We start from the raw sequence: 20,344 nt of genomic DNA, 5'->3' as shown, positions 1-20,344 counted from the left end.
TTTCTGGGTTCCTCAGAATGAGCAAGGCGCCTATTTTGGCCTGCGCAACGGGGATCAGAACTGTTATTGCAACAGATACCCCATTGGCTGGTCATCTTTGTCGAAGCAGAGGAATACCATCTGGAATACCAAAAGACATAGATCTTGCTGGACGCTCGCGGACACTAATGGCGCTGAAAGCCCCGTATTTACTGGATTTCAGGCACAAAAAAAGACGTCCGTGGACGTCTTTAGATGATGAAGTGGTGGGCCGGTGGCGTTTGAACTGGGCTTTAGCCACCGCTGCCTGTTTGCTTTCTGCGAGCTATAGCTTTTCAGGGATACACGCAGGGATACAGTATGCCCGCTGCTGACGAACTTCTTAGTGGAGGTGGCGAGAAAGGTTTGCGCCTTTCGGCTACTCCTGAGATGACTCAGCCGCCAGCAGAGGTTCGAGCTCACGTAAAAGCAGGTATGGATCCGCTTTCAGATTGAGCGCGATCTGGAGGAACTCTATTACATCCAGGCGCCGCTCGCCTCGTTCGTACTTGGACACATAGGATTGGGGCTTTCCAAGCCTTGCAGAGAGATCCTGCTGCGTCATCTGCGCGTCCTTGCGTGCGTCCACGAGCAATGCGATTAGTCGCTGGTAGGGGGTGGAACGGAAATTCTTCATCTGAGTCACCGGATCGAGGCCGGTGATCTAAATAAACCTTATTTAGAATTATCCCAAAGCGGGTTTATCCCGATTTGGGTTTTGTATAGCATGCGCTCAACGAGGGAGGGCGCATGGTGCAGGTATGGACTACGGTGGGACGATGGGTCAGGGATGTAATCTCCCTCAGGCGGCCGAGTTCGAAGCGCAATGAGGTGTACGGGGTCAGTCGCTCGGCCTTGGGGCGATTGTCGATTCGTTTTGAGGGAGGTCCTTCTTACCCTGAAATGGTGGATGATTTAGAGTGGGCGTTGCAGCGTTATGGACACCTGATCAGCACCGGGGAATGCCTCACAGGGGAGGAGTGGGTTCAGCTCATAGTCACAAATGGTGCAGGCGTTGACATGGTAGCGATTCACGCTATTCGAACTCTGATGCCGGCAGCAATAAAAGCGGACTAAGGCACCTAAAAGTCGAGAAATTTCCGTGGGAAACATTGCGATTTCTGCCCCTTTTGACGCTTGGTAAGTGATTCACGGCCTTCGGGCTTTGAGTCGTTTCTTGTGTTAGGGGCTGTAGTTCGCCATGCCGGAAAGGGTGATTGATTCAATCAAGTCTCGCATCCGTGGATAGATGAGTTAGGGGGCAAGCCGAGGGGATGTAGTCGTGTCTCTTAGAGGGGAAAGCTGCCCTTGCGAGTGACCGCAATCAGTTGATGTGGTCCTTGGTCACAGGCTGCAACCGGCCAATAGCAGCTCCTCGGGAAAATGGCTGACGCCTCGCCATCAGGAGTGGCAAACACCCCGGAGCAAACCTGTCACAGTCTGTTATACGTACAAGCAAAGCGTGTCTCGTATGCGCCTGCCCGCCTTATCAAGACAAACTCCATAATCAGAAAGGGCTAATTTTTTTCTGTCCGTTTTGAATCCGTAAGCGGGACATATTTGAATAGTGAGCGACCAGCAGGTCTTTATGTGATCGGCGGTAGTCATAGATCACTATCCGCTTTTCCTGTTGAGCAGCTTTCGTCAAAATATCTGCCAGCAGTGAGTCGCCCCTGATTTGGTAGCCAACTTAAGCTACAAGAGAAGCTTGCCAAGCCATAGATAACCTTCCGTTGTTGGCCGACCGCGGCCTTCCACCAATGGCCGCTTTGGGACGACTCAAGTCATTCGCTCCGCTTACTGGGAATGCGTGCCTGGGCGTCCGGGAACGTCTGCAATGGGTCGATAGCGGACATTCTTATGCTGGAGCTTTTGACCCAAAGCGGCCTACCAGAAAGGCCGGGGGAAGATAACTATCGTTGAATATGCGTCAGTGAAAAGATGGTATGGGCCCGCCTAGCAAGCCTGCCTGATACGCAGAAACCGCCTGAAAAAGGCTCTCGGCTAAAAGCCGGAGGCGTTCGACCTCATCAGGTGCTGCTCCCGCATTCTGAGCATCGTGATAGCGGCGCAGCGCTTCGGTCGCCTCTTTAGTCAAAGGCTCCAACGAAACGATAGCCTCAGAAAGTGACTGCTTCATAGATGGTTATCCGGGTACTGAGACTTCAGCTTAGCTCCGAATCTGGCAGACCACAGTGATGGATGGTCGTAGGTTTCTGTTCCAACTCCGGAAACGACCTCGACCATTTTAGCCCGCCCAAGCCCGAAAGAAGCGGGCAAAGTCCTGACGCCTTGTTCGTGAAGCCGACCTGCGTAGCGCTAATGAGTATGGGCACGCTTGCACTTCTCAACTCATGTCAGTAAGTCAGGGGTTTGTCAGGTCCTTCAGACTCCCTTCAGATTCGACGCCGATACTCACCCCCGTCGAGCCCAATCGGGGGGAGTTTCATGACCCAGCTTAAATGGAGCAGCCTGCTCCCATTGTCTGTCGGCAGCCATGCCGAGCATCACGCGCAGTTGTCCCTTCACCGAGATCATGATCCTGGTCGCGGGGAACTGGAGCACTTCATTCACGAATGTTTCGCCGCTATCCATCAGGCAGATGTGCAGCATTACTTGCCGGAACTACTGGCGCTGCACGACCGTCACGGGCGGCTGATCGCAGCAGCCGGCGTTCGTCCGGCCCACGCCGGGCCGTTGTTTCTCGAGCGCTATCTGGACGAGCCACTGGAGGTTGCTGTTTCACGGCTGGCAGGCGCTCCGCTGGAGCGCAATTGCCTGGTCGAAGTGGGCAATCTGGCGTCGCTGAGTGCTGGCAGCGCCCGAATTATCATCATCGTGGTCACTTGGTTGTTGGCCATCAGGGGACTGACGTGGGTCGCGTTCACAGGTGCTGCCTCGCTGATCAACAGCTTCCAGCGCTTGGGGCTGCAGCCCAGCGTGCTAGCAGTGGCCGATCCCGGTCGTCTGGACGGAGAGCAGGACCAGTGGGGTACTTACTACGCCCAGCGCCCTCAGGTCTTCGCCGGCAATATCGGTTATGGCTTCGACGCCTTGACCCGAGCAGGGGTATTCCAGCGCCTGGGCTTACCGGCGATCACCCAGGAGGCTGGTCATGCCGCATGAATTGGAGCGTTTTCAGCAGCTATTGACGATAAATGCCCGGGACCGGAGCGACGAAGTCGTCCTGCAGGGTCCTACTCGACGTCTGACCTGGATGGAACTCCTGGTTGAGGTAGGCACACGTGCCAATGCCTTGCGCGAGCAGGCGCCGGGGGCTTTGGTCCTGGCCTTGGAAAACGGGCCCGAGGCCTTGCTCTGGGATCTGGCGGCGCTATTCGCTGAACGTCCATGTGTATTCATCCCGTCGTTTTTCAGCACTGCACAGTTCGAGCATTGCCTTCAGCAGAGCGGCGCTACCTTGGCGTTGGTCGAGGAACAATGGAACGAGCGCCTTATCGAGCAAGGCTTCAACCAGGACGATAGTTTCTGGACGCGGGTTGTCACGGTATCCGCAGCGTTGCCCGAGGGTACCGCCAAGATCACCTATACCTCCGGCAGCACCGGCCGTCCCAAGGGGGTGTGCCTGAGCGCCGACACTATGCTGCGGGTGGCCCGCGAGCTGGAGGCGGCGAGCCGTGAAACTGCTGCGCATCGCTACCTGGCGGTACTGCCGCTAGGGGTTCTGCTGGAAAACCTCGGCGTCTATGCCGCGTTGATGGCCGGAGCCTGCGTGCTGCTCTATCCGCAAGCGCAACTGGGCATAGGCGGTGCCAGCCAGGTGGACTTCAAGCGCTTGCTCGGTGCCGTTGCCCTGAGCGGTGCGCACAGTCTGATCCTGGTGCCGCAATTGTTGATGGGGCTGGTGACCGCTATCGAGCGCGGACTGATGCCGGTCGGCCCTCTGCGCTTCGTCGCCGTTGGCGGTGCCCGGGTTTCCCCTGACCTGTTGGCTCGCGCCGAGGCGGTCGGCCTGCCCGTGTTCGAGGGCTATGGCCTGTCCGAGTGCGCATCGGTGGTGGCATTGAACCGCCCGGAGGCGGTACGGCCTGGCAGCGTCGGCAAGCCGTTGCCGCACGTGCAGGTCCGCATCGCCGAGGACGGCGAAGTCATGGTGACCGGATCGACCCTGCTGGGTTACCTGGAGGAGCCCGTATTCCAGGGGCAGTGGTGGGCTACCGGCGACCTGGGCTACTTCGACGAGCAGGGCTACCTGTACCTGAACGGACGCAAGAAGCACCAGTTCATCACCAGCTTCGGACGCAACGTCAACCCCGAATGGGTGGAAGCCGAACTGACCCAGGGCGGAGTCTTGGCCCAGGCCTTCGTCCATGGCGAGGGCTTGTCGCGCAACAGCGCCTTGCTCTGGCCGCTCGATCCGAATGCCAGTGACGACACCATCGAACAGGCCGTGCAGCAGTGCAACGCCCGCTTGCCCGATTACGCCAGGGTACATGCCTGGCGGCGCCTGCCGGTCCCCTTCGATAGCCGCAATGAAACCCTGACTGCCAATGGTCGCCCGCGCCGCGAGGCGATCCTGAAGCGTTACCACACCCTGTTATCCGACATTCCGCTATGAGGTATTCCATGGTCTTTTTCGACACCCTGCAACAACAGACCGCCCAGGAACGCCAGGCGCTATTCGCCGTTCCGGTGATCCGCGAGGCGCTGGCCGGCCAGGTCAGCCTGGACAGCTACATCGCGTTCCTGAGCCAGGCCTACCACCATGTCCGCCACACCGTGCCACTGATGATGGCCTGCGGCGCACGCCTGCCATCGCGCCTGGAGTGGCTGCGCGGCGCGGTCTGCGAATACATCGAGGAGGAGTACGGCCACGAGCAGTGGATCCTCAACGATATCAAGGCCTGCGGCGGTGACTGGGAGGGCGTGCGGGATGGCCGGCCGTCATTGTCCATCGAACTGATGGTGGCTTACCTCTACGACCTCATCGCTCGTGGCAATCCGGTCGGCCTGTTCGGCATGGTCAACGTACTCGAGGGCACCAGCATCGCCCTGGCAACCCAGGCGGCCGGCACCATCCAGAGCACCCTGGCCCTACCGGACAAGGCCTTCAGCTACCTCAGCTCCCACGGCGCCCTGGACCAGGACCACATGGTCACCTACCGCAACCTGATGGATCGCCTGGACGACCCAGCCGACCAGCAGGCCGTGATCCATGCCGCCAAGGTGGTGTACCGCTTGTACACCGTGATGTTCGAGAGCCTGCCACGGGTGGGCCAACCTGAGGTGCGCCATGCGCTTGTCTGATTCCGTGGTGATCCTGACCGGTGCCAGTGGTGGCATCGGCCTGGAACTGGCTGAGCAACTCTGTGCCGCCGGTGCCAGGGTCTTGGCGGTCAGCCGGCAGATGGGCGAACTGAGCGGTCTGTTAAAGCGCTACCCGCACCGGCTGTATTGGCAGAGCGCCGACCTGCGCACTGCCGAAGGCCGTGAGCTGGTAGTTGGCCGGGCCCGGGAAATCGGCGGGGTCAATGTGTTGATCAATGCTGCCGGAATCAATCGCTTCGCCTTGCTCGACCAACTGGACGAACACGCCCTCGACGAACTGCTGGACATCAACCTCAAGGCTCCGTTGCAACTGACCCGAGCCTGCCTGCCGCTACTGCGGGCACAGGCCAGGGCACTGGTAGTCAATGTCGGCTCGACCTACGGCTCGATCGGCTATCCGGGGTACGCCACTTACTGCGCCAGCAAATTTGCCCTGCGCGGATTTTCCGAAGCACTGCGCCGGGAACTGGCGGATACCACCGTTGACGTGTTGTACGCCGCACCCAGGGCCACGCGCACGAGCATGAACAGCAGCGCCGCTACAGCCCTCAACAAGGCTCTCAAGGTCGGTATGGACGATCCAGCGGACGTTGCCAGGGCTGTGCTTGAGGCTGTGCAGTCCGAACGTAGCGAACTCTATTTGGGTTGGCCGGAAAAGCTCTTCGTGCGCCTCAACGGCATGTTGCCAGGGGTGGTCGATCGAGCACTGCGCAAGCAATTACCGGTGATCCGCCGGCACATCGGTAGCCACTCCAAGGAGTCGATCAAATGAAACGTTTTTTTGTAGCAAGTCTGCTGGCATTCAGCCCCCTGACCTGGGCGCTGGACCAGGCAGGCACTCAGCATCTCGGCGAGTTGCAGCAACGCTGGGCGCAGATCCAGTACCAGACGCCCAAAGAACAGCGTGCAGGAGCGTTTGAGAAGTTGGCCGGCGATGCTGCTAGCTTTGCTCATCAATACCCCGATGCAGCCGAGCCGCTGATCTGGGAAGGCATCATCAACAGCAGTTGGGCTGGTGCTACCGGTGGGCTGGGCGCACTGGGCAAGGTCAAGGCGGCGCGGGCCAGCCTTGAGCAGGCAATCAAACTGGATGCCAATGCGCTGCAGGGGTCGGCCTACACCAGCCTGGGCACCCTGTACGACCAGGTGCCAGGCTGGCCGATCGGCTTCGGTGATAGCGACAAGGCCGAGACGCTGTTGCGCAAGGCGTTGCAGATCAACCCCAACGGTATCGACAGCAACTACTTCTGGGCCGATCATCTGTTCCGGCAAAAACGCTACGGTGAAGCCCGCCTGGCGCTGGAGAAAGCCTTGCAGGCGCCACTGCGGCCTGGACGCGAGCTGGCCGACCAGGGCCGGCGCGGCGATATCGATGCTTTACTCAAGGCGATCAAGGACAAACAGGACTGACTATGCGGCTGCTGCTGGTTGAGGACGATACCGCGCTGGGCGAGGGGATCTGCGATGGTTTGCGCCAGGAGGGCTATACCCTCGACTGGCTGCGGGACGGGGCGAGCGGGTTGCATGCATTGCAGCATGAGGCGTTCGATCTAGCGATCCTCGACTTGGGCCTACCGCGCCTGGATGGTATCGAACTGTTGCGGCGGGTAAGAGCTGGGGGTGATAGCCTGCCGGTTCTCATCCTCACTGCCCGGGATGCCACTGAGGATCGTATTACCGGCCTTGATGCAGGGGCCGATGATTATCTGGTCAAGCCGTTCGACCTTAACGAACTGAAGGCCCGCCTGCGTGCTTTGCTGCGGCGCAGTGCGGGGCGTGCCAAGGTGCTGATCGAACATGTCGGCGTCAGCCTCGACCCTGCGACCCAGCAAGTGCATTACAACGGCGAGCCGGTGATCCTCACGCCCAAGGAGTATGTACTGCTGCATGAGCTACTAGCTCAACCGGGCAAGGTCTTCACCCGCGAGCGCCTGACCCAACTGCTCTATGGCTGGGACGAAGAACCGGAAAGCAACACACTGGAAGTGAATATCTACCACCTGCGCAAGAAGCTGTTCAACGGCCTGATCCGCACTGTGCGCGGTATCGGCTATCTGGTCGAGGGCAAGGCATGAGCTCGCTGCGCCAGCGAACGCTGTGGCGGGTAATGCTTTTACTTGTGCTGGGGACTAGCCTGTTGGCGCTGTACAACTACCATGACAGCCGTCGCGAAATCACCGAGGTCTATGATGCCCATCTTGCGCAGAATGCACGCCTGCTAGAGGGCGTAATGAGCATTCCCGTCCAGGACGGCAGCCGTGAGGAACTGTACCGTGCTTTCAACGACGCCTTAGGCAAGGCTGGGCGGCATAGGGTTGGTCATCCCTATGAAAGCAAACTGGCCTTTCAGGTCTGGGATGATGCCGGAAAACTGTTGGTTAACACCCCCAGCGCCCCGTCCTTGGGGGCGCTTCCAGTCTCTTCGGGCTTTGCCGATTTCCCGGTCAATGGTGAGCAATGGCGCGGTTTCGTCCTGCCTGTACCGCAACGGCATTGGGTCATCTGGGTCGGCGAACGGGAGGATGTCCGCTACGACCTGATTGACCGGATCGTCCGTCATACCCTATTTCCCTTCCTGATCGGCAGCCTGGCCCTCGCCCTACTGGTCTGGGCCGCGATCGGGTGGGGCCTGCAACCCTTGCAGAACATGGCCAATGTCATCCGCGCCCGGCATGCCGATTCGCTGGAGCCGTTGCAACTGGTGCCGTTGCCATCGGAGCTGGAGCCCATGCAGGCGGCGATCAATCGTCTGCTGGCACAGATCGAAGACCTGTTGCGTCGCGAGCATCGCTTCATCGCCGACGCGGCCCATGAAATGCGCACACCGCTGGCCATCCTGCGGCTTCATGCGCAAAACGCCCAAGCGGCCACCACCGAAGCCGAACGGCAAAAGGCCCTGGGCTTTCTGATCTGCGGTGTCGATCGCTTGGCCCGGGTGGTCAACCAGTTGCTGACCCTGGCCCGCCTGGAACCGCGCCTTGGACAACGTGCGAGCCCCCCGATCGATCTCGCGCAGGTGCTCACCGATACGCTGGCGGAGTTGACCCCTTGGATTCTCGACCGTGGCCTGGAACCTTCACTGGACATCGGCGAGGGCGAGCTCCACGTGGCCGTTGATGCGGGCGTGCTGGGCATTGCATTGCAGAATCTGGTGGCCAACGCGGTGGAGCACTCGCCGGCGGGAGGGCGTATCACGGTGTCGCTCAGGCAGTTAGACGGTGAGGCAGAGTTAACCGTCGCAGACGAAGGTCCGGGTATCGACGAGGCCAGCCTGTCGCGGGTCTTCGAGCGCTTCTACAGCCGGAACAGCCCCAATGGCGCTGGCCTCGGGCTATCTATCGTCGCCACAATCGTTGAGCGCATGGGAGGGCAGGTGCGCCTTGAAAACCGATCGTGCGGTGGACTTGCCGCGACCCTGTCGATCCCGCTTGAGCGTGTTACCACTGCGGACTTCAGACTTCCTTAAGCTTCAGATGGCACCTTGGCATCGTCTGTTCCACTCCGAGAGGCCAATGACATGAAGCGCGACTCAAGTACTGACCGTTACGGTCGCCTGTCCATCATCATGCACTGGGGCATGGTAATCCTGTTTATCGGCATCTATGCCTGTATCGAGTTGCGCGGGGCCCTGCCCAAGGGTCATGTCCTGAAGGGATCGCTGCTGGGGTTCCATGGCCTGCTGGGCCTGGCGGTCTTCGCGCTGGTCTGGGTCCGCCTGCTGGGCCGTCTGACCCCCCGCCCCCCGATACGACCGCAACCTCCGGTCTGGCAGAACGAAGTTGCAAACCTCATGCAACTGGCGCTGTACGGGCTGATGATCGTTACACCGCTGCTGGCTTGGCTGATGCTGAGCGCAGCAGGTAAACCGCTGCCTTATTGGGATATTACGTTTCCATCGCCGCTCGTTCTGGATCCTGTCCTGGCCCGACAACTCAAGGGCTGGCATGAATGGTTGGGAAGCGCCGGTTACTGGCTGATCGGCCTGCATGCCTTGGCGGGCCTCGTGCACCACTACTGGGTCAAGGACAACACCCTGAAACGCATGTTGCCTGGTCGTTGAGGTCGGTTACAGACCTTGTTGCAGCCGTATAAAAGGCCTTCAAGCACAAACGCTTGATCATTTGTTGCGGTACGTCAATAAAGTAATGGTTTTTTACTCATCTATTAAAAATTAAACCGTGGATAAGTACTTGTGAGAATATTAAAATTCGCACATGGGAGAGGCGGTAAGAAATAAGAAATCTAATTATCAGCTCTAACGAATAATTGCTATTTTGGGTTTTGGTCGAATTTAAACTGGTGAAGTGCCTTGCCTCTCAACCGTGTTCTAGCTATTTAGGAAAATATCATGTGGTTTAGAAAAATACGGATTGGCCTCCGCTCTACACTTGCGTTTTCAACTCTTGGAGTGCTGCTGGTTGCCTTGGGGGCTATTGCTCTTTATCAGATGAAACAGATGGATGTTCGGAGCGATGAGGTTAACGGCAACTGGGTGCCATCCATCGTCGCAGTCAACGATATTACTGCCGCCAGCTCACGTATTCGCGCCTTGACATTGCGTTTTGCCCTTGTCGAAGGGACAGCGCGGGATACCACGTTGCGCAGTCTGGAGAAGGCCCTGGTTGACCTAGACGCTGCCGAGCGTCGTTACGAGTCATTGATTTCTTCGCCTGAGGAACGAGCCCGGTACGAGGCCTACAAAGCGGCCAAGGCACTTTATCTAGAGCAGTCGAGACTGACCATTTCGCTGAGCCAATCGGGCGACCTGGCTGGCGCTAGGCACGTCGTGGGGGAAAAGCTGGGCGAGTATGCTGAAGAGATTGCCAATGCACTTGGCCTACTGACCCAGATGAACAGCGAAGGCGCCCAGATTGCTTCAGCCGCGAGCGACGCGACCTTTAACAACTCAGTCAAGCTGGTGATCTTCCTGATGGTGGTGGCCGTAGTCCTGACCCTAGTGCTGGCGATGATTTTTACCCGCAGTCTGGTCATCCCCTTGGCACAGGCGGTGGAGCAGGCCCGAATCGTCGCTTCTGGCGATCTGAGCCGCAGCTTCGAGATCAAGGGCCAGGACGAGCCGGCGCAGTTGCTCAATGCGTTGCAGGAGATGCAGGCCAGTCTGCGGGGCACTATTCAGCACATCGCCGACTCCGCTAGCCAGTTGGCTTCCGCTTCCGAGCAACTGCACTCGGTAACCGAGGATTCGACTCGCGGTCTGCATCAGCAGAATGCCGAGATCGAGCAGGCCGCTACCGCAGTCAACGAAATGACCAGCGCGGTAGAAGAAGTTGCACGAAACGCGGTCAGCACCTCGGAAGCTTCCCGTCAGGCCGACCAGACCTCGCGCAATGGCCGTGAGCAGGTCGGGCAGACGGTCAACTCTATCGTCCGCCTGGCTGAGGACGTTACCCAGACCTCTGGCAGCGTCGAGGAGTTGGCTAACCACGTGCGAGATATCAGTCAGGTACTGTCAGTCATTCGCGCGATTGCCGAACAGACCAACCTGCTCGCACTCAACGCGGCCATCGAGGCAGCCCGCGCGGGCGAACAAGGCCGTGGTTTTGCCGTGGTAGCCGACGAGGTCAGGGCTCTGGCCCACCGTACCCAGCAATCGACCCAGGAAATCGAGCAGATGATCGCCGCCATAGGCCAGGGCACCAGTCAGGCCGTTGCGTCGATGCGCACCAGTTGCGAGCGGGTCGATTTCACCCTGGAGGTGGCTCGTGCTGCGGGTGCGGCACTGGACGAGATCACGCAATCGATTTCTGCCATTAACGAACGCAACCTGGTCATTGCCAGTGCCTCGGAAGAGCAGGCCAACGTTGCCCGCGAGGTCGATCGCAACCTGCTGAACATCCGCGACCTGTCACAGCAAAGTTCGGCAGGCGCCGACCAGACCAGTGCGGCAAGCCAGGAGCTATCAAGGTTGGCGATTGACCTGAATGGTGTGGTGCAGCGCTTCCAGTTGTAAGTGGGAACGGGACTTTTGCCCATGAGTCGGTAACTGTCCCGGACTTGAGAGGGGACACCAGGGCGCCGGCATACCGGCTGCTCCTTTGCAAAGGAAGGCGATGTGATTAATGCGAACTGTCGTTCGATGAACGACAGCTTGCTCAGTCGTTTCCTTTGTTAGTGGATTTTCCGATGCCTGCGTGGCCCAAGCCAACGTTCAAACTCCGCACTCTCATACTCTTGTTTGCGTTGTTCTCTGCAGTTGTAACTCTTGCAAACAGTTTCTGGGTGACCTACAGCGTTCAGCGTGAGGCGCTTGTTCAGGATGCATTAGAGGACAATGCGTCCTACGCCCGCAGAATCTCCGTCGGTGTCGAGCAACTGCTCGGCGCAGATATGTCCCGTCTGGCATACAGCTCTGGTCGAGTAGCAACCCGTCCAACCGACAGGGCGGCATGGACAGATGAGGTCCAGCGCCTTCTCGCTCAAGATGACAATTTCAACTCGGTGCTGATGGCCAGCGCGAGCGGCGATGTGATCGTCGCCGAGCCCGCTCGGATGCATCTAGAGGGCAAGCCTTTGCGTGATCGTGAGCCTCTCAAGCGACGTAGTGCCATGATCAGCGATGCGTTCAAGTCCATCGCCGGCAACCTGGTCATCTTTCTTTCCAGCCCCATCGAAAGCGTTGATGGCGAATATCTGGGGCTAATGGGCGGGACTGTACGTCTGGATCAAAATAACGCGCTACGCGATCTGATAGACCAGCATGTAAGGCATGACGGGGCGTTCGTCTACTTGGTGGACCGTTCCGGCAGAATTCTTTATCACCCCGATCCGCAGCGTGTCGGTACGTTGGCCGATGATGTGATTACAGGTGCTGCCTTGAAGGGGGAAGGGAGCCTGCAGGATCATGGCATGCTGGCAGGCTTTGCCAGTGTACCGACCGCGCAATGGGCGGTCGTCTCGCTGCAGCCGTTGGCATCTATCGATGCCAACCTTCGGACGTTGGCGTGGAAAGTTGTACTGGGCATGGTCCCCCTTGGGGCGCTTGGCATCGTAGTGATCCTGTGTGCGGGTAGCTACTTGTCCAGTCCGCTGGCGCGACTGGCGAGGTGCGCCGGGCAGTTGGACAATGCGGAAAGCTACGAGCAGATTCGCGCCGTGCCGGTACGGTTTATTGAAGAGTGGCGTATTCGACGTGCTCTGTTGCAAAGCGCAGCGCTGCTGCGTGAAAAAATCCTGCGTCTGAACAGGCAGGCCCAAAGCGATGCATTGACGGGCCTGCCCAACCGCAGGGCGATGATCGATGCAATTACTGAATGGCAGCGCTCTGGAACGCCATTCGCGGTCGTCTCCGTAGACATCGATCACTTCAAGCGCGTCAACGATACCTATGGTCACGCAACTGGCGATGACACGCTGAAGGTGCTCGCAGCGTTGCTGCAACGTAGCGCCAGACCGAACGATCTGCCCTGCAGAGTTGGTGGGGAAGAGTTCATGCTGTTGTTGCCTGAAGTATCCGTGCCCAACGCGACGGAGGTCGCTGAGCGCTTGCGGCGTACGTTGGAAACTACACATATCGAAATTGTTGGACAGATAACCTTGTCGGCCGGCGTTGCTGACTGGCACCCGGGCGGCGATTCGATCGAGAGTGTGTTCGAAGAGGTTGATCGGCGCTTATACCAGGCGAAGAAATCCGGGCGCAATCGAGTCGTCGCAGCCTCCGACTAACGCAATGCGTCCGGACGACTCGTGCATGCGGTTGCTTGATGGAAATTCAATAACTGTATCGTAAATCTGGAAATTTCAATGCACGTTTATTATCCATGGCAAGGCGCTGGCCATATTTAATTGGAGGCTTATCGCGCTTTCGTACTTTGATTTCGTCAGGCGATTGGTTGGATGTCCGGTAGAAATAAACCATGGCTTTCATGGTTGCCTGATGAAAGTAATTTTTACTTGATGAAAGTGTGAAGAATTATCGTTTGAGTCGAGTGCTTTCATGACGGTAAGGAAATGAGCTATAACAATAGTGGCACTATGGCACTAGCTGTGTATGGGGAGGAGAGATGAACGGAGCATCCACTCGAACAGGACTTAGGCAGTGGATGTGGCGCGCCTTTGTGGGTAGTGCCTTGATTCCGCTCATCCTCGTCGAGACAGTGCTGGTGGGTTGCTATCTTCTGAGCAACCAAGCCATACGCGATGCACAATTGGCCTATCTGGGACGCAGCGCCAATGACAGCCTGGGGGCCAGTGCGGAGCAAAACGCGCTGATAATCGAGAACCAACTCCAGCATATTGGCGATACCACCGCACTGCTTGCTCGGATGACTCAGGAGGCATTGCAACGCCCGGTAGCTGCGGCTGATGAGCTTCTGGCGTTATCGGCGCAGGGCGCACGCTACAGCCCGGAAGACCGGGGAGGAGCGGCATCTTTCTATTCCTCGGCAACGCCAGCGCAGCAGCATGACTTGGCCAAGGTCGCACGTCTATCCGCACTCGATCCGCTGCTCAAGGAGATAAAGCTCCATGACAGGACCATAGCCAGCCTCTACTTCAATAGCTGGGATAGCTATAACCGCATCTATCCGTGGTTTCGTACCGACCAGCAGTATCCCCCGGACATGCGAATTCCCGAGTTCAATTTCTATTACCTTGCCGATGCCGCACATAATCCGGACAAAGACGTGCGCTGGACCGACGTCTACCTGGATCCTGCGGGGCATGGCTGGATGATGTCGGCGATCGCCCCGGTCTACAAGGGCGACTTCCTGGAGGGGGTGGCAGGCATCGATGTAACCGTCAGCGAGCTCCTTACGCAAATTGACAGACTCAAGCTGCCTTGGAGCGGCTATCTACTACTGGTCTCCGCCGACTCGACGATCATGGCGATGCCCGAGCAAGCCGAACACGATTTCGATCTGCGTGAGCTGACCCAAGAAAGCCACTCGCAGAAACTGAGCAATGAACTGTTCAAGCCCGAAGATTTCAATCTGAAGTCGCGCGGCGACACCCGTGAACTGGCCGCGCGTTTGCTGGAAAGTACCCAGGGGACGCTGGAAGTGTCGCTGAAGGGACGGGCGCACTTGATTGCCTGGAACACCATCGCTAGTACGGGGTGGCGACTGCTGGCCGTGGTTGACAAGGAACAGGTCATGGCGGCTACCAATGCCTTGGCTTCCCACTACCGCAACATCGGTTACCTGATGATCATTGGTCTTCTCGGGTTCTATCTGGTGTTCTTCAGTATCCTGTGGATGCGCTCGCGCCATCTGAGCGAGCGGCTTCGTCAGCCCATCTCGGGCATAGGCCGAATGCTGGGGGAAATCGGTCGAGGACAATGGCAGCCAATACGCACCCACTCGTCCATTCGCGAACTGGACGACATGGCGGGCAGTGTCTTGACCATGGGTGGACAGTTGGCCACCAGCGAACAACAAAGGCAAATGGCCCAGCGACGCTTGATGTCGCTGATCGATCACCCAACTTCCGGCATGTGGGAATACCACCTTGAAGATGATGGCATCACGTTTCGCGGTGGGTTGTGCAAACGCCTTGGCTTGCCTGTCAGGGGAATGTCCCGTGAAGGTTTCCTGGCGCGCCTCTCGACAGAGAGTGCAATCCAATTTGTCGATGCTCTGGATAGCCTACGAGCTGGCCGAGCACCGCGCATAGAGGTCGAACTCAGGCTGCTGCGGGAAGATGGCAGTTGGCTCTGGCTGCTCTGCCAAGGCCGTACGCTGGACGATTCAACTGAGGGTACGCGCATAGCGCTAGGGACCCTGGTCGATATCGACACCCTCAAGCACACCGAGGAAGACCTTCGCGACCGTACCTTGCAGGCACAGGCGGCTAGCCGAGCCAAGTCACGTTTCATATCCAGCATGAGCCATGAGTTGCGCACACCGCTGAACGCCATCCATGGTTTTGCTCAGTTAATGAGCATGCAAGCCAACGATTTACAGTCCCGTGATTTTCTTCAGGAGATTCTGGGAGCGAGCCAGCATCTTGGAAACCTGGTGGATGACCTGCTGGACTGGTCCAGCCTCCAGGCAGAAACCCAGAAGCTGACGCTGGTTGCCGTTCCTCTGCTTGGCCTGCTGGAGGAATGTGCAGAAATGATCGGCCCGCAAGCCCAGAATGCGGGTCTGCACCTTGAAATTACCAAGCCTCCACCAGGCCTGGATGTCTGGGCGGAGCCGAGACGGCTACGACAGGTACTGCTCAACTTGCTGTCCAACGCCATCAAGTACAACCGTCCAGAAGGCAAGTTACTCATCGGGGCGGAGCAAAAAACCGATGGAGTTTGCATCTATGTTGAAGACGGTGGGATGGGAATAGAACCGGCCCTGCAAGGTGAATTGTTCGAGCCGTTTCAGCGTCTGGGAAAAGAAAACACCGCCATTCAAGGTACAGGGATTGGCCTGGCCCTCTGTAGGGAACTGGCGTCACTCATGGAGGGCAAGATGGGGCTATACAGCGTGCCAGGAGAGGGAAGCCGGTTCTGGATAGAGCTGGCCAGGGGCGCAGAACGTGCGACGAATCCAGTGCACACACTCATCCACCCTCGATTGTTCTACTCCGGTTCGGATCCTAGAGCGATGGATACTTTCCGACTGCTGCATGCTGACCATATCGAGTTTCAGGAGGGCCCACTCGCTCACTGTCTGGCCGATGCCCGTGATAAAGGCGCACCGGCGATTCTGCTTGTTGACTGCGACGAAGAGGATGCCGCGCGAATCAACACTCTTCGGCAGATCAGGCGGTGCGCTCAAGGACAAGATATGTCCCTGATACTCATTGGCAGCACCCCGCGCAGCCTAGCCATGCTGGGCATCGAGTTCCAGGGTGTTTTGGGCAAGCCGCTGGACAATGATGAGCTGGCAGAACTCATTGGCCTTCTGCTTGAACAGGAGCATAGCGATGTTTACTGATATTCCTTCCGATGTCCGCATCGTTCTCATCGATGACGTGGCAGCGAATCTGCGCCTGCTTTCATCGAGCCTGAAAGCATTTGGCTTATCCAATGTCAGCAGCTTCACTGATTCGGCAGCAGGGCTGCAGTGGCTGGATAGCAATCCTTGGGACCTGTTGCTGCTCGATCTCGACATGCCGGAGCCGGACGGTTTCCAGATACTGGAAAAACTCGCAGGACGTGATCGCTCTAGGCGGCCAGTCATAATTCTAACCGCGCTGACTGATGCCACGAGCCGACGCAAGGGTCTGGAGCTGGGCGCCAACGACTATCTAACCAAACCTCTGGATTTACCCGAACTGGTATTACGAGTACGTAATTGCCTGCGCTTGGCTCAAACGACCCAGAAGCTTCACCAACTGAATCTGGATCTTGAGGTCCAGGTCCTGCAGCGCACCATGCAATTGCACGCGAGCTACCAAGCAGCGATACGCGCATTGGGAAGGGCCGCAAGCTATCGAGACAATGAAACCGGTGAACATATTTATCGGATAGGAGAAATTTCGGCGCTACTGGCGCAGGGCGCAGGCATGCCTGAAAACTGGTGTCAGCAATTGCGTAAGGCTTCGCCCATGCATGATTTGGGCAAGATCGGCATACCGGATCACATTTTGCTCAAAGAGGGTGTGCTGACCACCGAAGAGCGGCAGGTGATCATGGAGCATCCCACTATCGGGTACAACATTCTGCATGATGACCCGGTGGACGAACTGACCGGAATGGCGGCCCAGATTGCCTATTGTCACCACGAAAAATGGGACGGCAGCGGCTATCCGCAAGGGCTTGCAGGTGAAGCGATCCCCTTGGAGGCACGCATCGTGGCGCTGTGCGATGTCTACGACGCCCTGCGTATGCCACGGCCTTACAAGCCGAGTTGGTCAGCGGAGCGTGCCCAAGCATATGTTATTGAGCAGTCGGGGAAGCACTTTGATCCGACACTGGTTCAAGTGATGTGTAGCCTTTTTTCGGAGATCGAACTCTTCTTCGCAGACAGCCAGCATGCTGACGCGGACAGGATTCAGAGCCAGGGAAGGTGAACAATCAAGGGTTGCTCTACATAGGCGCTTAGTAATGCTGGCTGCGAACTATCACACATCATCGTCGATGGGAAACTACCTGTGGTGGCAGTTTCTGATCAACGCTAGCCGTTGTAAGGACCCCAGTGAGTACTTCAGTCGCATTTAATTCGAAAATTTCGCATCTGTTTCGAAAACTCGGAATTTTAATGGCGCAGGGGACTGTGTCACTTGCCCGCGTCAGACTGATCAATGTGGACTGCCCCCATCCCCATAGACATTTTCCAGCCTCAAAGTGAGGCACTTTCGAAGTCCTTAGGACTGACACCGCCCAGGTGGCGGACAGCGTTCTATCTTGCGGGCCCAGTGCTCGTGGTGTGCATAGGAGGTGTTTGCCTCCTGCTTCATTACGCACTCAACATGAGTTGGGGCGTTTCGGTGCTAATTGGCGCAATTCTCGCCCCCACAGATCCAGTGCTTGTAACCCTCGTGCAGGTGGTAGATGCCCAGGATGATGACCCTGTGCGCTTTGGCTTGTCGGGAGAGGCCGGGTTGAACGATGGTGTGGCCTTTCCCTTCGTAATGCTGGGGCTGCTAGTACAGCGAAATCCCGTGGAGCCGTGGTTCATCCATTGGGTCGTGGGGGATGTGCTGTGGGCAGCTTACGCTTGCGCAACGACGACAGCACGGTCTCGCCTAATGATTACCTTGCCCTGGCTCTTGTGGCGCTTGCCTATGTCATCACCGAGGCGATACAGGTCTATGGTTTCCTGGCAGTGTTCGCGGCTGGTCTCGGGCTGCGGCAGGCTGAAGTGCTTACTGCTGCGAGTCCTTCAGATCCCGCGGCAGAACACCTGGTGCAGGCTGTGGTGGGTCACCAGCATGTGGCGCCAGAGCTGGCCGTTAAGGGGGACGTGGGAGAGCTCGACGACTCCCGGGTCGCGGCAGGGATCATGCTGGGCGATATGCTAGCGTTCGGTAGCCTGGTTGAGCGGGCAATGGAGGTCTTTCTGGTCACGCTCTTGGGTGTGGTGCTGCTGGAGCATTGGGATTGGCAGGGACTAATCGTTGCGGGCGCACTGTTCTGTATCATCCGACCACTCAGCCTTTTTCTCACCCCTTTGCGCCAAGGTTTGGATGCTCCTCAGCGAGGACTTCTGGGCTGGTTCGGCATCAAGGGAATCGGCAGCCTAGACTACCTCTTCTACGCGATGAATCACGGGCTTCCCCCCGAGTGCTGCAGCGCAGAGCAGCCACCTGGTTCTGTCAGTCGTTGCGCTGAGCATCTTGGTCCATGGTCTCTCTGTTCAGCCTCTCCTGGCACGATATCAGGCCCGGCGAAAGCGGACGCCTTGATCCGCGACAAAACCTTCTCCTAAAAGTCAAGGACCAGGACATTTGCTCGGCGGCCGAACTATGCTGGAGAGCTGCCCAAGCCGCTGAAGCTCCATCATCGATGCGATTGTTTCTGTAGTGCGCCGGTGCGACGATAACGACCCCCACCCCCGTTGTGGAACACCGTTTATGGAACACTCGACTCCTGATGAGACGATCCGGGCTGCGCTACGAAAGACTCATGCCCGACTCAAGAGACAGCATGAATTGGTTGTCGAGTTTGGTGTTCACTCGCTGAAATCGAACAGCCTTGATGCGTTGATTAATCAGGCATGTACGGTGGTGGCAGAAGGGATGCAAACGCGCTTTGCCAAGGTCCTCACTCCGATTGAGGACACCAATGATTTCCTCCTCGCTTACGGGGTTGGCTGGGATGAGGAGGACATCGGTAGCGCAATTGTAGGTGGCGATGTCGCTAGCCCGGCCGGTTATGCCATATCGACCTACCGTCCAGTGCTTTCCAACCATCTCGGCCAGGAAGAGCGTTTTCGGACCCCAGAGCTGCTGAAGAGATACGGTATAGAGCGCGCGATCAACGTGCCTATCCGGGGCATATCGGTCCCTTTTGGGGTATTGGAAGCTGACAGTAGCGACGGTGATGACTTCATCGAAAGCGATCTGGTCTTCCTGGAAGGCATATCCAGCGTTATCTCGATGACCTTGGAAAGACTGGCCGCCGGCGCTGACGTTCCCGCTTCAAACCCTTATTCGGAAAGCATGCTCAACGCCAGTCCCGACTGCGTGAAAGTCCTTTCGAACGAGGGGGAAATCGAATTCATGAACGACGCCGGCCTGTGTTTGATGCAGATCGGCGACCTGGCTCAGGTCAAAGGCAAATCCTGGTGGCATCTATGGCCTCAAGAGTCCGAATCACTGGTACTTAATGCATTGGAAAAGGTAGTGAGCGGCGAATCGACACGTTTCGAAGCTCTCTGTCCTACAGCACTCGCTGAGCCCAAGTGGTGGGATGTGACTGTCGCCCCTATCTTGGGTCCTGAAGGCGCTGTAGAAAAAGTTATTGCGGTCTCCCGGGACATCACAGAGCGTCGGCATCACGAAGCCCAATTGCTATCGCTGATAGAAGCGCAAAACACCCTACTCAACAGAAGCAACATGGACGTGGAGGAGGTCCATCACCGGGTCAAGAACAGCCTCCATCTGGTCAATACCTTACTGCTTCTTCAAGCCAACCTGACTCCCGATGAGGCTGTCAGGATTCAGCTTCAAACTGCGGCCGGTCGGGTCGTCACCATCGCCAGCGTGCATGAGCGTCTATACAACGCCTCGCATGAGCAAGCCATTTTGGCATCGGACTACCTCAAGGCGTTGCTGGATGACCTAGGCCGGGCACTGGCTGACCGAAAAATCGAGCTGGATGCCGACCCATTGGCGCTTTCTCCAGAGCGAATGGCGCCGTTAGGCTTGGTGGTGTCCGAGTTGATCACCAATGCACTGAAATACGGGAAAGGGACCATTGAGGTCGAAGTGAAGGATGCCGGCGATCATGCGCTGATCAGCGTTTCAGATGAGGGGGATGGTTTCCCGGACACCTATCCCAAGCCAACCGGTACCGGCCTGGGTATGCGTCTGGTCAAGAATTACTGCGGATTCGGGGCTGCGGCCATTTCGATCGACAGGCAGTCTGGAAAAAGTACCATTCGCGTGCGATTCAAGGTGTAAGGGCTAGACCGCTACG

General features: G+C 57.7%; 15 protein-coding genes and 2 pseudogenes. 15 read left to right on the top strand and 2 right to left on the bottom strand.

Annotated features, from left to right (window positions below; genetic code table 11):
• Positions 1–397: 397 nt before the first annotated feature.
• Both NTD82_RS05320 and NTD82_RS05315 read right to left on the bottom strand, forming a co-directional pair.
• Positions 398–655 (bottom strand): helix-turn-helix domain-containing protein, encoded by a 258-nt coding sequence (locus NTD82_RS05320; RefSeq protein WP_262128000.1) that lies wholly within the window; start codon positions 653–655, stop codon positions 398–400.
• A 1,293-nt stretch (positions 656–1,948) separates the two neighbouring features.
• Complete coding sequence (locus NTD82_RS05315) at positions 1,949–2,158, bottom strand: hypothetical protein (protein WP_262127999.1); 210 nt, start codon at positions 2,156–2,158, stop codon at positions 1,949–1,951.
• A gap of 308 nt (positions 2,159–2,466) precedes the next feature.
• On the opposite strand from NTD82_RS05315, the gene NTD82_RS05310 reads away from it, so the two are divergent.
• From NTD82_RS05310 to NTD82_RS05245, 15 genes and pseudogenes are all read left to right on the top strand, one after another.
• On the top strand, positions 2,467–3,144 hold the full coding sequence (locus tag NTD82_RS05310; RefSeq protein ID WP_262127998.1) for a thermostable hemolysin: 678 nt from the start codon (positions 2,467–2,469) through the stop codon (positions 3,142–3,144).
• Positions 3,134–4,597 (top strand): AMP-binding protein, encoded by a 1,464-nt coding sequence (locus NTD82_RS05305; protein WP_262127997.1) that lies wholly within the window; start codon positions 3,134–3,136, stop codon positions 4,595–4,597. Before NTD82_RS05310 ends, NTD82_RS05305 begins: the two co-directional genes overlap by 11 nt.
• Positions 4,598–4,605: 8 nt before the next feature.
• On the top strand, positions 4,606–5,286 hold the full coding sequence (locus tag NTD82_RS05300; protein WP_262127996.1) for a TenA family transcriptional regulator: 681 nt from the start codon (positions 4,606–4,608) through the stop codon (positions 5,284–5,286).
• On the top strand, positions 5,273–6,079 hold the full coding sequence (locus NTD82_RS05295; protein ID WP_262127995.1) for an SDR family oxidoreductase: 807 nt from the start codon (positions 5,273–5,275) through the stop codon (positions 6,077–6,079). Before NTD82_RS05300 ends, NTD82_RS05295 begins: the two co-directional genes overlap by 14 nt.
• A complete protein-coding gene (locus NTD82_RS05290) occupies positions 6,076–6,717 on the top strand; it encodes a tetratricopeptide repeat protein (RefSeq protein WP_262127994.1) in 642 nt (213 codons plus the stop codon). The genes NTD82_RS05295 and NTD82_RS05290 overlap by 4 nt, the downstream gene beginning before the upstream one ends.
• 2 nt (positions 6,718–6,719) lie before the next feature.
• Positions 6,720–7,382, top strand: coding sequence for a response regulator (locus tag NTD82_RS05285; protein WP_262127993.1), 663 nt, complete (start codon positions 6,720–6,722; stop codon positions 7,380–7,382).
• Positions 7,379–8,773 carry an ATP-binding protein gene (locus NTD82_RS05280; protein ID WP_262127992.1) on the top strand — a complete coding sequence of 465 codons (1,395 nt, stop codon included), beginning with the start codon at positions 7,379–7,381 and terminating at the stop codon, positions 8,771–8,773. Before NTD82_RS05285 ends, NTD82_RS05280 begins: the two co-directional genes overlap by 4 nt.
• A 51-nt stretch (positions 8,774–8,824) precedes the next feature.
• The gene (locus NTD82_RS05275) at positions 8,825–9,367 is read left to right on the top strand and encodes a cytochrome b (RefSeq protein WP_262127991.1); all 543 of its coding nucleotides are present in this window, start codon (positions 8,825–8,827) and stop codon (positions 9,365–9,367) included.
• A 288-nt stretch (positions 9,368–9,655) separates the two neighbouring features.
• Positions 9,656–10,420, top strand: a pseudogene (locus NTD82_RS29240) (MCP four helix bundle domain-containing protein); the annotation flags it as partial.
• A complete protein-coding gene (locus NTD82_RS29235; protein ID WP_410017030.1) occupies positions 10,415–11,278 on the top strand; it encodes a methyl-accepting chemotaxis protein in 864 nt (287 codons plus the stop codon). The pseudogene NTD82_RS29240 and the gene NTD82_RS29235, both read left to right, overlap by 6 nt.
• Before the next feature lie 269 nt (positions 11,279–11,547).
• Positions 11,548–12,990, top strand: a complete 1,443-nt coding sequence (locus tag NTD82_RS05265; RefSeq protein ID WP_262127989.1) for a diguanylate cyclase — start codon at positions 11,548–11,550, stop codon at positions 12,988–12,990.
• A 377-nt stretch (positions 12,991–13,367) separates the two neighbouring features.
• A complete protein-coding gene (locus NTD82_RS05260; protein WP_262127988.1) occupies positions 13,368–16,196 on the top strand; it encodes an ATP-binding protein in 2,829 nt (942 codons plus the stop codon).
• Entirely contained in the window at positions 16,186–17,274 is a 1,089-nt protein-coding gene (locus NTD82_RS05255) for an HD-GYP domain-containing protein (RefSeq protein WP_262127987.1), read from the top strand. The genes NTD82_RS05260 and NTD82_RS05255 overlap by 11 nt, the downstream gene beginning before the upstream one ends.
• 282 nt (positions 17,275–17,556) lie before the next feature.
• Positions 17,557–18,609: pseudogene (locus NTD82_RS05250) on the top strand (cation:proton antiporter); the annotation flags it as partial.
• Between the two features lie 168 nt (positions 18,610–18,777).
• Positions 18,778–20,328, top strand: coding sequence for a sensor histidine kinase (locus tag NTD82_RS05245; RefSeq protein WP_262127986.1), 1,551 nt, complete (start codon positions 18,778–18,780; stop codon positions 20,326–20,328).
• Positions 20,329–20,344 lie beyond the last annotated feature (16 nt).

Source organism: Pseudomonas sp. 5P_5.1_Bac1 (assembly GCF_025466015.1).
Lineage (GTDB): Bacteria > Pseudomonadota > Gammaproteobacteria > Pseudomonadales > Pseudomonadaceae > Aquipseudomonas.
Note: the sequence above shows the minus strand (reverse complement) of the source record. Positions and strands in the feature narration are given on the sequence as shown.